The 13,749-nt window shown below is 63.9% G+C and carries 12 protein-coding genes; 10 read left to right on the forward strand and 2 right to left on the reverse strand.

What is annotated here, in order from left to right:
- Positions 1-5: 5 nt before the first annotated feature.
- Positions 6-461: a hypothetical protein gene (locus FFY45_RS05600; protein WP_176339700.1), complete on the reverse strand. Its 456-nt coding sequence runs from the start codon at positions 459-461 to the stop codon at positions 6-8.
- Between the two features lie 203 nt (positions 462-664).
- Between FFY45_RS05600 and FFY45_RS05605 the strand changes: the two genes are divergently transcribed.
- The 3 genes from FFY45_RS05605 to FFY45_RS05615 all read left to right on the forward strand — a co-directional run bounded on the left by FFY45_RS05605 (position 665) and on the right by FFY45_RS05615 (position 4,665).
- Positions 665-907, forward strand: a complete 243-nt coding sequence (locus tag FFY45_RS05605) for a hypothetical protein (RefSeq protein WP_176339772.1) — start codon at positions 665-667, stop codon at positions 905-907.
- Between the two features lie 88 nt (positions 908-995).
- On the forward strand, positions 996-1,985 hold the full coding sequence (hemB, locus tag FFY45_RS05610; protein WP_176339701.1) for a porphobilinogen synthase: 990 nt from the start codon (positions 996-998) through the stop codon (positions 1,983-1,985).
- A 160-nt stretch (positions 1,986-2,145) separates the two neighbouring features.
- On the forward strand, positions 2,146-4,665 hold the full coding sequence (locus FFY45_RS05615) for a PepSY domain-containing protein (protein ID WP_176339702.1): 2,520 nt from the start codon (positions 2,146-2,148) through the stop codon (positions 4,663-4,665).
- A 662-nt stretch (positions 4,666-5,327) separates the two neighbouring features.
- Here FFY45_RS05615 and FFY45_RS05620 read toward each other — a convergent pair.
- A complete protein-coding gene (locus FFY45_RS05620; protein WP_176339703.1) occupies positions 5,328-6,209 on the reverse strand; it encodes a TolB-like translocation protein in 882 nt (293 codons plus the stop codon).
- Between the two features lie 52 nt (positions 6,210-6,261).
- Here FFY45_RS05620 and aroE point away from each other — a divergent pair, with 52 nt between their 5' ends.
- From aroE to FFY45_RS05655, 7 genes are all read left to right on the forward strand, one after another.
- Positions 6,262-7,113, forward strand: a complete 852-nt coding sequence (gene aroE / locus FFY45_RS05625) for a shikimate dehydrogenase (protein WP_176339704.1) — start codon at positions 6,262-6,264, stop codon at positions 7,111-7,113.
- A gap of 1 nt (position 7,114) precedes the next feature.
- Positions 7,115-7,477: a hypothetical protein gene (locus tag FFY45_RS05630; protein WP_176339705.1), complete on the forward strand. Its 363-nt coding sequence runs from the start codon at positions 7,115-7,117 to the stop codon at positions 7,475-7,477.
- A complete protein-coding gene (locus FFY45_RS05635; RefSeq protein WP_115039368.1) occupies positions 7,474-7,701 on the forward strand; it encodes a hypothetical protein in 228 nt (75 codons plus the stop codon). Before FFY45_RS05630 ends, FFY45_RS05635 begins: the two co-directional genes overlap by 4 nt.
- A gap of 114 nt (positions 7,702-7,815) precedes the next feature.
- Positions 7,816-9,948: an ATP-dependent DNA helicase DinG gene (gene dinG, locus FFY45_RS05640; protein ID WP_176339706.1), complete on the forward strand. Its 2,133-nt coding sequence runs from the start codon at positions 7,816-7,818 to the stop codon at positions 9,946-9,948.
- 148 nt (positions 9,949-10,096) lie between these two features.
- Complete coding sequence (locus tag FFY45_RS05645; RefSeq protein WP_303396509.1) at positions 10,097-11,377, forward strand: beta-barrel domain-containing protein; 1,281 nt, start codon at positions 10,097-10,099, stop codon at positions 11,375-11,377.
- Entirely contained in the window at positions 11,374-13,560 is a 2,187-nt protein-coding gene (locus FFY45_RS05650; protein ID WP_176339707.1) for a peptidase domain-containing ABC transporter, read from the forward strand. The genes FFY45_RS05645 and FFY45_RS05650 overlap by 4 nt, the downstream gene beginning before the upstream one ends.
- A 19-nt stretch (positions 13,561-13,579) precedes the next feature.
- Entirely contained in the window at positions 13,580-13,747 is a 168-nt protein-coding gene (locus FFY45_RS05655) for a hypothetical protein (protein ID WP_023905561.1), read from the forward strand.
- The last annotated feature ends 2 nt before the right edge of the window (positions 13,748-13,749 follow it).

Genomic DNA, 13,749 nt, shown 5'->3' on the forward strand with positions numbered 1-13,749 from the left:
TCGCCTTAGCGAGCTGGAGGTGATACATCCGGCGCAGAGCGTTGCTGCGTACCCGCCGGCACCCAGATCGCCATACCAGCCGCGCGTTTCTGCGTAGTCGGGATTCCGATCCCTAGCCCGCCGCCGACGCGGCCGCCGTAGCTGCCGCCGCCCACCGACAGGCCGCCGCCGGAGCGTTCCGAGCCTACGCCGACGATGACCACGCCGTTGGCGCCGAGCTTGGCGGCTTCGCGCTTCAGCCGCATGACGGCGGCATCGGTCTGGCCCTGGGTGCCGAAGCCGGCCGCGCTGGTGGATTCGAGCTGGGCGATCTCCACCGAGCCGACCGGGGCGTTGGAGTACACCTGGACCTGCGCCGGGTCGATCGGCGCACGCGCCTGGCCCAGCATGACCTTGGAGCTGCTGGCGCAGCCGGCCAGGAGCATGGCGAGCCCAGCGGCGATGACGACATGCTTGTTCATGGTGAAGCCCCCTGTTGAACGACAGTGACAGCGATGATCCGGCGCCCGGACTGAATCGCGCCGGACTTTGCCGCACCCTAGCCATGCCCATGTGAGGCTGCCGCCAAGCCGCCATTGGTCAGGGTGACCACCTGCCCACTGCGTCTTGGCGGGCGCGGCGCTAAGCTCAGGCCTTACTATGAATGACGAGGTGACACGTGGGATTGATCAGCCTGCTGTGGGGCATTGTGGCGCTGCTGTGGATGGTTCTGGCCTTTATCCCCCTGTTGGGTTGGGGCAACTGGTTCCTGATTCCGTTTGCGGCGGTGGGCGCGCTGATCGCGGCGATCGCGCTGCTGTTTACCTCGGCCGGCAACCGCGGGCGTGCCAAGACCGGCTTGCTGCTCAATGCCGTGGTGATCGTGGTCGGGGTGATCCGCCTGGGCCTGGGCGGTGGGGTGATCTGACCCCGTTGCAGTGCTGCGACACAGCGTCGCAGCGCGTCTAGCGACAGATGGCGGGCGTAAACTTGCCGGCTGCTGACAGGAGCCCATGATGGCCCATCCCCACTACCGTCCCCGCCGCATGCGCCACGATGCGTTTTCGCGTCGGTTGATGCGCGAAAACACCTTGACCACCGACGATTTGATCTGGCCGGTGTTCGTGCATGAGTTGCCCGGCCGTGCGCCGATTGCGTCGATGCCGGGCGTGGAACGCCTGTCGCTGGACGAGTTGCTGCGCGAGGCCGAAGCGGCCCTGAAACTGGGTATTCCGGTGATCGATCTGTTCCCGGTGATCGACCCATCCGGCAAGAGTCTGGACGCCGCCGAAGCCTGGAACCCGGACGGTCTGGCGCAGCGCGCGGTGCGTGCGCTGAAAGCGCGCTTCCCGGAGCTCGGCATCATGACCGACGTGGCGCTGGACCCGTACACCACGCATGGCCAGGACGGCATCATCGACGCCAAGGGCTATGTGCTCAACGAGATCACCGTTGAGGCGCTGGTCAGGCAATCCCAGTCGCATGCAGAAGCGGGCGTGGACATCATTTCGCCCTCGGACATGATGGACGGCCGCATCGGTGCGATCCGCCGCGCGCTCGATGCGCAGGACCATCTCAACGTGCGCATCATGGCGTATTCGGCCAAGTATGCCTCGGCGTTTTACGGCCCGTTCCGCGATGCGGTGGGCAGCGCCGGCAATCTGGGCAAGGCCGACAAGACCACCTATCAAATGGACCCGGCCAACAGCGACGAGGCCATGCGCGAGATTGCGCTGGACCTGGAAGAAGGCGCGGACATGGTGATGGTCAAGCCAGGCATGCCGTATCTGGATGTGGTGCGGCGGGTGAAGGAAGAGTTCCGCGTGCCGACCTTCGCGTATCAGGTCAGCGGCGAGTACGCGATGCTCAAGGCCGCCGCCGCCAACGGCTGGCTGGACGAGCGCCGCTGCGTGCTGGAAGCGCTGATAGCGTTCAAGCGTGCCGGCGCCGATGGCGTATTGACCTATTTCGCGCCGCAAGTGGCGCGTTGGTTGCGCGAGGGCTGATTCCCGTGCAGCCAGTAGGCACGCGGATGACGGTGGTGATCGAGCAGTAATCAAGCGTGGCGTGCCGCATTCGAGTGCCGCGGCACCGCCAGCCGTGCCCCAAACTGCGATAACGATTCTCATCTACAATGGCGAGCCCACTGCTCCAGGCTGCTCGCGCGTGCTCAAGACCGTTCTGTTCCAACTGCACTGGTTGCTCGGCATCACCGCCGGGCTGGTGCTGTCGGTGATGGGGCTGACCGGCGCGTTGATGTCCTTCGAAAACGAGATCGTGCGGTTGGCCAATCCGGCCATCGCGCAGTTGGCCGAGCGGCATGCGGCGGGCGAGCGGCCGATGCCGATCGACGCGTTGCTGCGCAAGCTCGATCTGGATCAGCAGCAGGCGGTCACGCGCATGCTGATCGACCCTACCGGCGCGCGTCCGTCCACCGCACGCCTGGCCGGCAAGGGCGGCGGCCGGGTGTACTTCGATCCCTATACCGGCGAGAAGGTCGCCGCTCCCCGGTTGAGTGGCGCGTTTGCATTTATCGAAGATCTGCATCGTCATCTGACTGCCGGCAAGCGCGGCCAGGCAGTGACCGGTGCAAGCACCTTGATCCTGCTGTTCTTCTGCGCATCGGGCCTGTATCTGCGCTGGCCGCGACGTTGGTGGAGTCTGCGCACCTGGTGGGCGGTGGAATGGCGTCGGCAGGGGCGCAGTTTTCTGTGGAGCCTGCACGCAGTGTTCGGCACCTGGTGTCTGCTGGTCTATCTAGTGGTCGCACTGACCGGGCTGACCTGGTCCTACACCTGGTATCGCGATGGCATGGTGGCCTTGCTCGGCACCGAGCCGGCGATGCGCGGCGACGGGCGCGATCATCGGCCGGCGACGGTGGATTTCGCAGCCGTGCAGCGCACTCTGGATTCGGTCCCGGCAACGCGCACGTCTGCGCTGGATCTGCGTATTCCCCCTCGCGCCGGGCAACCGCTGAGCGCGCGGTTCCTGCCCGATCATCCCGACCACGATCGTGCTTACGACAATCTGGAAATCGATCCGGCGAGCGGCACGCTGTTGAAACGCCAGGACTACGCATTGCTGCCGTACGGGCAGCAGTTGCTGGTCAGCATGTTTCCGCTGCATTCGGGCAGTTTCTTCGGGCTGCCGGGCCGCATCGTGGTGATGTTGGCCAGCGTTGGCATGTCGGTGTTCTTCGTCACCGGCTGGATGCTGTACCTGGATCGCCGCCGCAAGAAGCGCGAATTACGTGCCGCGCGCGATGTGCTGCAAGCCGCGCCGGCGGCCTCGCAAGCAGAGCCGTGGCTGATCGGGTTTGCCAGCCAGAGCGGATTCGCCGAGCGCCTGGCCTGGCAGGCCGCCGGGCATCTGCAGGCCGCCGGTCTGCCGGTGCAGGTGCGCTCGCTGGCGCACCTCGACGCGCAGCATCTGCAAGGCACCCGGCATGCACTGTTTGTGATCAGCACCTTCGGCGACGGCGAGCCGCCGGATACGGCGCGCGGCTTCGAGCGCGCGTTGTTGCGTCAGCGCCTGGCGTTGCCGCAGTTGGCGTATGCGGTGCTTGCGCTGGGCGACCGTCAATATGCGCAGTTCTGCGGGTTCTCGCGGCGGATCGAGCAGTGGTTGAATACGCAAGGCGCGCAGCCCCTGTTCCCCGCGGTGGAAATGGACAACGCCGATCCGCAGGCGCTGGCGCAGTGGCATGCGCAGTTGGGGCAGATCGCCGGCGCACCGGTTGCCGTAATCCCGCTGGCGCGGCCGACCTTGATGCACTGGACACTGTCATCGCGCACCCACCTGAACCCGGGCAGCGAAGGCGCGCCGATCTGGCGCATCGATCTGCATCCACCGGCCGATGCGCACTGGCAGGCTGGCGACATCCTAGAGGTGCAGCCCGCGCATGCCGACGTGCAGGTGCGCGCCTGCCTGGCCGCGTGGGGGTTGCCCCCCGATGCGCTGGTGCATGTGGACGCGCAGCTGCTGCCGCTGGATCACGCCGCCGCCGAGCGCGTGTTGCCGGAAGCGCCGGCAACGCCGCCGGCCTCCACGCCCGATCCACAAACATGGCTGGATGCCTGCGCCTGGCTCCCCACCCGCGATTACTCGCTGGCCAGCGTGCCGGCCGATGGCACCGCAACTGCCGTCGTGCGCCTGACCACCTGCGCCGATGGCAGTCCCGGTCTGGGCTCGGGTTGGCTGATCTGCCATGCACCTGTGGGCGCGCCGGTGCGTGCGCGTCTACGCACCAATCCCGGTTTCCATCGCGTCGAACAAGCGCCGATGGTGCTGATCGGTAACGGCACCGGCATCGCCGGCTTGCGCAGCTTGTTGCGCGAGGCTGAACTCGCAGGCGTACACGGGCATTGGCTGCTGTTCGGCGAACGTCATGCCGCGCACGACCGGCTGTTTGCCGACGAACTACAGGCCTGGCAGGGCAGTGGTCATCTGCAGCAACTGGATTGGGTGTTCTCGCGCGACCAGGCGCACAAGCGCTACGTGCAGCATCAACTGCGCGAAGCCGGCGATGCGCTACGCCACTGGATCGATCGCGGCGCAGTGATGTACGTCTGCGGCAGCCTGGACAGCATGGCGCGCGAAGTCGATGCTGCGCTGCGCGAGATTTTAGGCGAGACGCGATTGGAGTCGTTGACCGCAGCGGGGCGTTATCGGCGCGATGTGTATTGAGTGCGATCAGGTCCGCTGCGTCGCAGTCTTAGAGGGGCTGACAACACGTCAAAAGCCTGGTTGGTCGAGTGCGCGGTGCCCTCACCGCTCGCGGGACACGCCGTGAATCCGTCCCTGGAGGCTCGGTGGCGGCATCCATACCGCCACACGGTCCCGCAATCGATGAGGACACCGCACCAGAGAGTTGGTCGGTAGTTTGATGAAGGCCTACCTGTTGATCGCGTTGCGTTTTGCGTTGCGAAGCTGATCGGCCGCAGCGTTATCCAAACAACACACCATGCCTTGCTTGCAACCATGCGTACCGACTATCTCGACAGGTCCTTGCCCGCCCACCGTCGCGGGACCTTACGCGGCATGGATGCCGCGTAAGAGCTTACAGGGACGTACTTGCGGCGTGTCCCGCGAGGGTGGGCGGGCAAGGGCCCTGCTGCCAAGCCGAAGATCATCGGCTCTACAAGTGATCTATCTGCATTGTCTAAACGCTCCTTCACTTGCGGCGTGTCCCGCGATGGTGGGCGGGCAAGGGCCCTGCAGCCAATCCACAAATCTGCCGCAGCTCAGCCACCCTGCAGCGAAGACCCAGATCATCCGTCCTGCAACGGACCGGCGTGACGTAAGTTTTCTCAGCCGCTCTCAGTCTGATTTCGCGCATCCATCCACCCTCAACGGCAACTTGCATCCCCCTCCACAACCGGTGCCTTCATCCGATAGATATCCAGTTGCCCCGCACGCGGTGCACGCGCGCTGCCGGTTACCAGCAACTCGCCCGGCTTGGCCGCATCCACCACCGCCCCGAAGGTGCGTTCCTGCGGCCCGTTGAACGACAGCGGCAATGTCTGGCCCGCGCCGTAATGCCCGTTCTTGCACGTCGCCAGCAATAACTGGCTGGGCCCATCTGTCTGCCCGCGCGCCCACACCAACCCGCGCCCATCGCCGAGCCAGGCCGCATCCAGCTCATCGGCAGCGCTGTTGATGTCGCTCAACGGCACCGGTGCAACGAAGGCCTGCCCGTCCCAGCGCGCCACGAACACGTCCATGCCACCGGCACCGCCGTGCCCATCGCTGGCGAACAGCAGGCGCGTGCCGTCCAGCGATAGCGTCGGGGAACGCTCGTTGCTCCGGCTGTTGATCGCCGCGCCCAGCGATTGCACCGCACCGATCCGGCCCTGCGCATCCACCGGCGCCCGGTATAGATCCGAGCCGCCGGCACCGCCAGGCCGGGTGGAGGCGAACAGCAGCCAGCGGCCATCGGCACTGAACAGCGGCGAGGTCTCGTCCTGCGCGCTGTTGATCGGCAGCGGCTGCGCGCCCTGCCAGCGCCCGCCACTCAGTTGAGCCTGCCACAGATCCCAGCCGCCGGCACCCCCGGCGCGGTCGCTGGCCCAGACGATGCGCTGGCGGTCCGGGCTCAACGTGGCACGTGCTTCGTTGGCCGGCGTGGAGACCACGCCCATGCCTTCGATGCCGAACTCGGCAAGCCCCGACGCAGCCGGGACGAAGAGTAAACTTGCCGCCAGCGCGAGCAGCGTCCATCGGTATTGCATGCGGTGTTCCTGCCTAAAGTCGCGCACAGTCTAGTCAACCAGAGAACGTTTCATGCCCGTATCCCGTTATGCCGTGTTCGGTCACCCCGTCGCCCATTCGCTGTCGCCGGCCATCCACGCCGACTTCGGGAAGCAGACCGGCATCGCGCTGGACTACATCGCCATCGACGCGCCGCCGGAGGAGTTCACCGCCGCACTGGAGCGCTTCGCCGATGAAGGCGGCAAGGGGGCAAACGTCACGCTGCCGCTGAAAGAGGCTGCCTGTGCGTTGTCGGCCAGCCTGAGCGATCGCGCGCGGCTGGCTGGCGCGGTCAACACGCTGGTGCGCAACGACGGCCAGTGGCAGGGCGACAACACCGATGGCGCCGGCCTGGTGCGCGACCTCACCGATCGTCACGGCCTGGATCTGCGCGGTCGTCGCGTGCTGCTGCTGGGCGCCGGAGGCGCCGCACGTGGCGTGGCGCCGGCATTGCTGGAAGCCGGCATCACCGAAATGGTGGTGGTCAATCGCTCGCCCGAGCGCGCCGATGCGTTGTGCGATGCGCTGGGTGAACCGGCGCGGGTGACGTCGCGCTATATCGAAGATCTGCGCGATCTTGGCGACTTCGAGCTGATCGTCAATGCCACGGCCGCGGGGCGCGATCGCGACGCTGGTGCGTTCTCGCTGCCGCTGGGGCTGGTCAACAGCCTCACCGCAGCGGTCGATCTCAACTATGGCGAAACCGCCATCGCCTTCCTGGCCTGGGCACGTGCGGCGCAATGCCGCTACGCCATCGACGGCCTGGGCATGCTGGTCGAGCAGGCTGCCGAGAGTTTTGCGTTGTGGCATGGCGTGCGCCCGGACACCAACCCGGTCTACGCCGCGCTGCGCGCACGCGATACCGTCCTGATCAGCGCCGATTGAGGTGGGCAGCGTGACCGCCACCGATATCCTGCTGACCCTGGTCACCAGCCTGCTGTCGCGCGTGCCGCTGTTGATCGCCTTGCTGTTGGGGCTAGTGCTGCTGTGGCGTGCCCAACGCGGGTCGCTGCGGCGCGCCGGGCTGGCCGCGCTGTGGGTGCTGCTGGGCTGTTTGCTGGCCGAAGTCGCCTTTCAGGCCATTCCGATGCTGTTGCTGCAACAAGGCAATGTGCGCCAGATCAGCGTGGTGGTCGGTGTCGCACATTTCGTGCTGATGGCCGTGCAGGCGGTGGGCATCGGCGTGCTGGTGTGGACGCTGGCGCGCAGCCTGCAACGCTCACCGCCCGCAGCCAGCGAGCGGCCATGATTCCGATCAAGGCCCTGGGGCTGACCGTGGTCGGCCTGGTCAGCAGTGGCCAAGGCATCTGGACGCTGCTGTATCCGGACAACCTGGCGGCGGTCAACCGGGGCGGCAGCTTGTACGAACGCTTCGGGCCGACCGGTGTGGGCGCCGGCATGTTGGTCATGGGCCTGGCGATGGTGGTGATCGGCGTGGTGTGGGCGCGCTACGCCTGGCCGCGACGCACCTAGAGTGGCTAACAAAACTGCGCAGTAGTTTGATGGCCGCTCTTAGCAAGACAACTGCGTTCAGTTGTTCCGCACGCCGGTCGCAGCCGCTGCACCGGTCCGTGCGAAAATAGCGCGATGAGTGAAGTCGCCCCACCGGCCGCGCCGTCGGCGCCCGTCCCTCCCCAGCGCAGCCTGACCGATCCGGTCAAGGCCAGCATCCGCGAGGCTTACGCCAAGCTGCAGGCCAACACGCCCGGCTTCGCCACGCGGCGGGCGCAGAGTCAGATGATCGGCCTGGTCTCGCGCGCGCTGGCCACCTCCGGCGGCATCGGCATCGCCGAGGCGCCGACCGGGGTGGGCAAGAGCCTGGGCTATCTCACTGCCGGCGTGCCGATCGCCCTGGCCACCAAGAAAAAGCTGGTGATCAGCACCGGCACCGTGGCCTTGCAATCGCAGTTGGTGGAGCGCGATATCCCCGCCTTCCTCAAGGCCACCGGGCTGGAAGCGACCGTGGCACTGGCCAAGGGCCGCACGCGCTATCTGTGCACCCGGAATGCGGCCGAACTCGAGGGCGACACCAGCCAGAACGCCATGTTTGAAGACGAGCAGGCGCTCTATGACCGCCCGCTCAGTCCCGTCGATGCCGACCTGGCCAAACGTCTGGCCAAGGCCTACGCCGCGCGTACCTGGAACGGCGACCTGGACGACGCGCCCGAACAGGTCTCGGTGCCGCTGCGCATGCGCATCACTACGCCGGCCTCCGGTTGTGCGGGCCGCCGTTGCAGCTACGCCGCGCAGTGCCCGGTGCTCAAGGCACGCACCGACGTGCGCGAGGCGCAGATCGTGGTCACCAACCACGCCTTGCTGCTGTCGTCGCTGTCGCTGGGCGATGCCGAAAACGGCCAGCCGTTGATCGCCCCGCCCGCCGACATGCTGCTGGTACTCGACGAAGGCCATCACATCGCCGGCGTGGCGATCGACCAGGGCGCGGCCAATCTGCCATTGGACGACATGGCCAGGCGCACCGGCCGGTTGCAGATTCTCATCGCCGCCGCATACCGCGCGGTGGACAAGGACAAGATCGGCAACCTGTTGCCCAACGAAGCGATCGAGGTCGCCGCGCGCGTTTCCAAATTGCTCAAGGCCTTCCACACCGAAGTCGAACACGTGTGGAAGCCCGAACCCGGCGAGCGCGATCCGCTGTGGCGCGCGGCCAACGGCAAGTTGCCGCCGCAGTGGGGCCCGGCGATCGAAGAACTCGGCGAAGAAACCCGCGCGCTGTTCAACTGGGTGCATGCCGCACACAGTGCGATCGCCAAGGGCAAGCAGGACGATTCGGCGCGCGAACGGCTGCAGCGCAGTCTCGGCATGGCGCTGGAAATGGCCGAGCAGCAACACAATCTGTGGAGCGGCTGGCGGCGCGAAGACAAGGAAGGCCAGCCGCCGATGGCGCGTTGGATCACCTTGTCGCGCGATGGCGATCTGATCTGCCATTGCTCGCCGGTGTCGGCCGCGCAGGTGCTGCGCACGATGATCTGGAACGAAGTGGATTCGGTGGTGATGACCTCGGCCACGCTCACCGGCGGCGGCGATTTTCAATCCTTCGCCATCGACAACGGCTTGCCCGATCACGCCGAAATGGCTTCGCTGGCCTCGCCGTTCGATCTGCCCAATCAGGCCGAATTGATCGTGCCCAATTTCCCGGTCACCCCAGACGATCGCGAAGGCCACCCGAAGGAAGTCGCACGTTACCTGGTGCGCGAACTGGATTGGACGTCCAAGGGCAGCATCGTGCTGTTCACCTCGCGCTGGAAGATGGAAAAAGTCGCCGACCTGATGCCGCTGGCGCAGCGCAACCGCGTGCTGGTGCAGGGCGAGGGCAACAAGTCGCAACTGATCACCGAACACATGCGCCGCATTGCCGCCGGCGAGGGCTCGGTGCTGTTCGGCCTAAACTCGTTTGGCGAAGGGTTGGATCTGCCCGGCGAGGCCTGCACCACCGTGGTCATCACCCAGGTGCCGTTCGCGGTGCCGACCGACCCGCAGACCTCCACCTTGAGCGAATGGCTGGAAAGCCGCGGCCACAATGCCTTCAACCTGATCGCCATTCCGCACGCGCTACGTACGCTCACGCAGTTTGCCGGCCGCTTGATCCGCAGTTCCAACGACCACGGCCGCGTGATCATTCTCGACTCGCGCCTGCTCACGCGTCGCTACGGGAAACGCATCATCGACGCACTGCCGCCGTTCAAGCGGGTGATCGGTTAGTTCAAGGCAGTTACTTTTTTCTGCTTTCGTGAGATCCCTGAAGGCGACATAGCGTTTTGAGATGTAATGGGCTTGACAGGGGCTGTTTCTCTGGATTAACTGGACCTGAAGGAAGTGGGTGCAGCCCTTAGCGAAACAGGAAGTGCATATGCCGGGCAGTTTCTTCAGGGAAGAAGTGTTGCGCGCACGCCGAGAAGCCTGGCTGGCGCCGGTGCGCCTTGAGGCGCCGAGGTTCGGCTGGCCGTGTTTTGTCATTGCGGTGCTTCTTGTTATTACCGTGCTTGCGTTGCTGTGCTTCGGGAGTTTCACACGGCATGAAGCCGTCAATGGCGCATTGGTACCGGACCGTGGCGTGTTGACATTGACGCCGCTCAGCGCTGGTATGGTCGCCAAGGCATTCGTGGTCGAGGGAGCCACGGTACGGGCTGGTGACCCTGTGCTGGAAATTTCGGGAGAACAAGACAGCACATCGCTCGGGGACACACAGGCATCGGTCATCTCGCAGCTTGAGATAAAGCGCACCCGTCTGAATGCAGATATGCAGGCGCAGAATCAACTGTACGCTGCCCAGCAGCGCGACCTGCGTCGAAGAATCACCTTGCTGCAGGCGCAGGTCGACAACACCGCAGAACAAATCCGGTTGCAGCGCCAGCGCGCAGACAGTGCGCAGCGGCTCTATGAGCAGTGGGTAAGCGCCGCAGAAAAGGGAATATTGACCAAGGTGCAATTACTGCAGCAGCAGGACGTTGCAATCCAGAACCAAGGTCAACTCAAAGAGCTGCAGAAGCATGCGCTGGACCTGCGCGTGGAGCACTCTCAACTGCAATCGGAGCTGGAACAAAATCCTGCGACCTTGGAAGGAAAGCGCAACGAAATTGCCAGGCAAATTGCCGACGTCGCTCAATCTCTTTCAGAAAGCGAGGCACGCCGTTCCGTCGTCTTGCGCGCTCCCGCCGACGGAGTCATTGGAAACCTGTTCGTCCACGCCGGACAGCCGGTCAGCGCGCAACAGCCCCTCGTCACCTTGTTGCCCAAGAACATCACCTTGCGTGCCGAGCTCTGGGTGCCGTCCAAAGCAGTTGGATTCGTGACGCGTGGTGATCGCGTCCTTCTTCGCTATCAGGCGTTTCCGTATCAGAAGTTCGGCCGCCACGCAGGCCGTGTGGTTGAGGTCTCGCGTAGCGCGGTCACTTCGAAAGAGTTGTCATCGCTGCTGGGGCAACAGATAGAGGAGGCTCGCTATCGTGTCGTCGTTGAACTGGAAACGCAGCATATTGTAGCCAACGGAAGGAAGGAGCTGCTGCGTCCGGGCATGGTGCTGGATGCCGACATACTTCTGGAGAAGCGCAAACTGATCGAATGGATGTTTGAACCCGTCTACGAAATGACGGCGCGTTTCTTGGATGATCCGGCCGGGAAACGCGCATGATCGACACCGCATCCGTCCACCAGTTATTGTCGAACCGCGCGCAGATCGTCCCCGTGATGCAGACAGAGGCGGCCGAATGCGGTCTTGCCTGTCTGGTCATGGTCGCCGGATACCACGGCGACAGAATCGATCTCGCTCAGGTCCGGCGGCGGTTCAATATCTCGCTAAGAGGCGTGCGGCTCGAGCGGCTGGTACAGATCGGTCGCGCCATGGGCCTGGATGTCCGGGCAATGCGAGCCGAGCCTGACTATCTGCAAGACCTGAAACAACCATGCATCCTGCATTGGGACATGTCGCACTTCGTCGTCCTTGAGCGCGTCGCGCGAGGTATTGCGCTACTCCACGACCCTGCGCGAGGGACGCTACGGTTACCGATATCCGAGGTCGGCAAACATTTCACTGGCGTCTTGCTGGAATTGCAGCCCGGCGCAGACTTCCGGCCTTCCGTTGAGGCGCCGCGGGTGTCCTTGCGGTCCCTGACAGGGCGCATTTTTGGCCTCAGGCGCGGATTGCTGCAGATCTTCGGCTTGGCATTGGCGATCGAGGTGCTTGCGCTGCTTTTGCCTTTCCAGATGCAGTGGGTTATCGACCACGTGTTGGTCTCAGCGGATATGCAGCTGCTCAAGATACTGACCATTGCTTTCTTACTTACTGTCGTTTTCCAGACCATCTTGACAGTCGCGCGGAGCTGGATCGTCAGTTGGCTTGGCGCCTCATTGAATACGCAATGGATCACCAACTTGTTCGGCCATCTGATGCGGCTTCCGCTCGAGTACTTCGAGAAGCGGCATATGGGCGATGTGTTGTCGCGCTTTTCTTCATTGAAATCCATTCAGACCACATTGACCGGCAGTTTTGTGGAGGCGATGCTCAATGGGCTGACGGGGTGCCTGGCCGTGGTGATCCTGATGGCCTATAGCCCGCCACTCACAGGCCTGGTGCTGGCTGCTTTCGCCCTGTATCTGGGCTTGCGTCTGGCGTGCTACCGGCTGCAGTTCGTGATCAGCCGTGATCAGTTGGCATATGCGGCACGTCAGCAGAGCGAACTGATGGAGTCGGTGCGGGGCATTCAGGCGATCAAGCTTGCCAACAAGCAGGGGCTTCGCCAGGGCAGATTGTTCAGTGCTACAGCACAGAGCGTGCGTTTGGAAATGCAGACACAACGTTTTGGTCTTGCATTCAATGCGCTCAATCAGGGGCTGTTCGGGACTCAGAGAGTGTTTCTCATCGCCATCGGCGGTTACTTGGCGTTGAATGGAACATTGTCGGCCGGCATGCTTGTTGCCTTCCTGGCATACGCGGATCTTTTCACCAGCAGGGCTGCGGGCTTGGTCGACAAGTTCATCGAACTCAAGATGCTGCGTCTGCATGCCGAGCGGATCGCCGATATCGCCACGACTGCGCCGGAGCTGGATGAAATTTCCAGCTACAGCGGCCCGGAGCCCGCTCCCGAGATTTGGGTCAAGGGACTGAGTTTCCGCTATTCGGACGACGATCCATGGGTCATACGCAATCTCGATCTGCGCATCGAGGCGGGTGAGTCGGTTGCCATCGTGGGCCCCAGCGGCTGTGGCAAGTCCACCTTCGCCAAGTTGCTGCTGGGCCTGATCGAGCCGACCGAAGGAACCATCGAGGTCGGTGGAGTCGATATCCGCAAATTCGGACTGGAAAACTACAGGGCCATGGTGTCGGCAGTCATGCAGGATGATCAGCTGTTTGCCGGATCGCTGGCCGACAACATCGCATTCTTCGATCCGGATTCGAGTATCGAGCGGATCGCCAGCGCTGCGCAGCTGGCGGCAATCCATGACGATATCGCCAGGATGCCAATGGGATACGAATCTCTTGTCGGCGACATGGGTTCGATCCTGTCGGGTGGTCAGCGCCAGCGCGTCATCCTGGCGCGTGCTTTGTACCGGCAGCCGAAGATCCTTGTGCTGGACGAGGCCACCAGTCATCTGGATTCCATCAGAGATCAAGTGGTCAACGCGCATATCAAGGCAATGAAGATGACCAGAATCATCATCGCGCACCGGCAGGAAACGATCGCATCCGCCGACCGCAGGATATCGCTTGTCGCCGATTCGCGAGACAAGCAGGCTGCCAGTCATGGCGCCGAAAGACTTGATGCCAGTGATGGTGTCGAGAAGCACGTCGGCAATCTCGCCGGCGAACTACCCTGAAGCAGCCAAGGAGTAAGTAATGGAAAACTTTGAACTCATGGAAAACTCGCGTCCCGTCGCTCAGCGCTTCGCACGTGAGATGACTCAGGAAGAAGTCAGTGCTGTGTCCTGCGGTGGTGCTGGCGATACGTTAGTCATCATCATTGTCGAGGCCATCGACACCGAAACGATCATTATCGTCAGCTAAGC

Origin of the sequence: Xanthomonas hortorum, assembly GCF_011305375.1 — a bacterium.
GTDB lineage: Bacteria > Pseudomonadota > Gammaproteobacteria > Xanthomonadales > Xanthomonadaceae > Xanthomonas > Xanthomonas hortorum_E.

Bases quoted from the DNA above. Each gene is read 5' to 3' on its own strand.
- FFY45_RS05620 (WP_176339703.1), bottom strand. From the start codon at position 6,209: ATGCAATACCGATGGACGCTGCTCGCGCTGGCGGCAAGTTTACTCTTC.
- FFY45_RS05635 (WP_115039368.1), top strand. From the start codon at position 7,474: ATGATTCCGATCAAGGCCCTGGGGCTGACCGTGGTCGGCCTGGTCAGC.
- dinG (WP_176339706.1), top strand. From the start codon at position 7,816: ATGAGTGAAGTCGCCCCACCGGCCGCGCCGTCGGCGCCCGTCCCTCCC.
- hemB (WP_176339701.1), top strand. From the start codon at position 996: ATGGCCCATCCCCACTACCGTCCCCGCCGCATGCGCCACGATGCGTTT.
- aroE (WP_176339704.1), top strand. From the start codon at position 6,262: ATGCCCGTATCCCGTTATGCCGTGTTCGGTCACCCCGTCGCCCATTCG.
- FFY45_RS05645 (WP_303396509.1), top strand. From the start codon at position 10,097: ATGCCGGGCAGTTTCTTCAGGGAAGAAGTGTTGCGCGCACGCCGAGAA.
- FFY45_RS05650 (WP_176339707.1), top strand. From the start codon at position 11,374: ATGATCGACACCGCATCCGTCCACCAGTTATTGTCGAACCGCGCGCAG.
- FFY45_RS05655 (WP_023905561.1), top strand. From the start codon at position 13,580: ATGGAAAACTTTGAACTCATGGAAAACTCGCGTCCCGTCGCTCAGCGC.
- FFY45_RS05600 (WP_176339700.1), bottom strand. From the start codon at position 461: ATGAACAAGCATGTCGTCATCGCCGCTGGGCTCGCCATGCTCCTGGCC.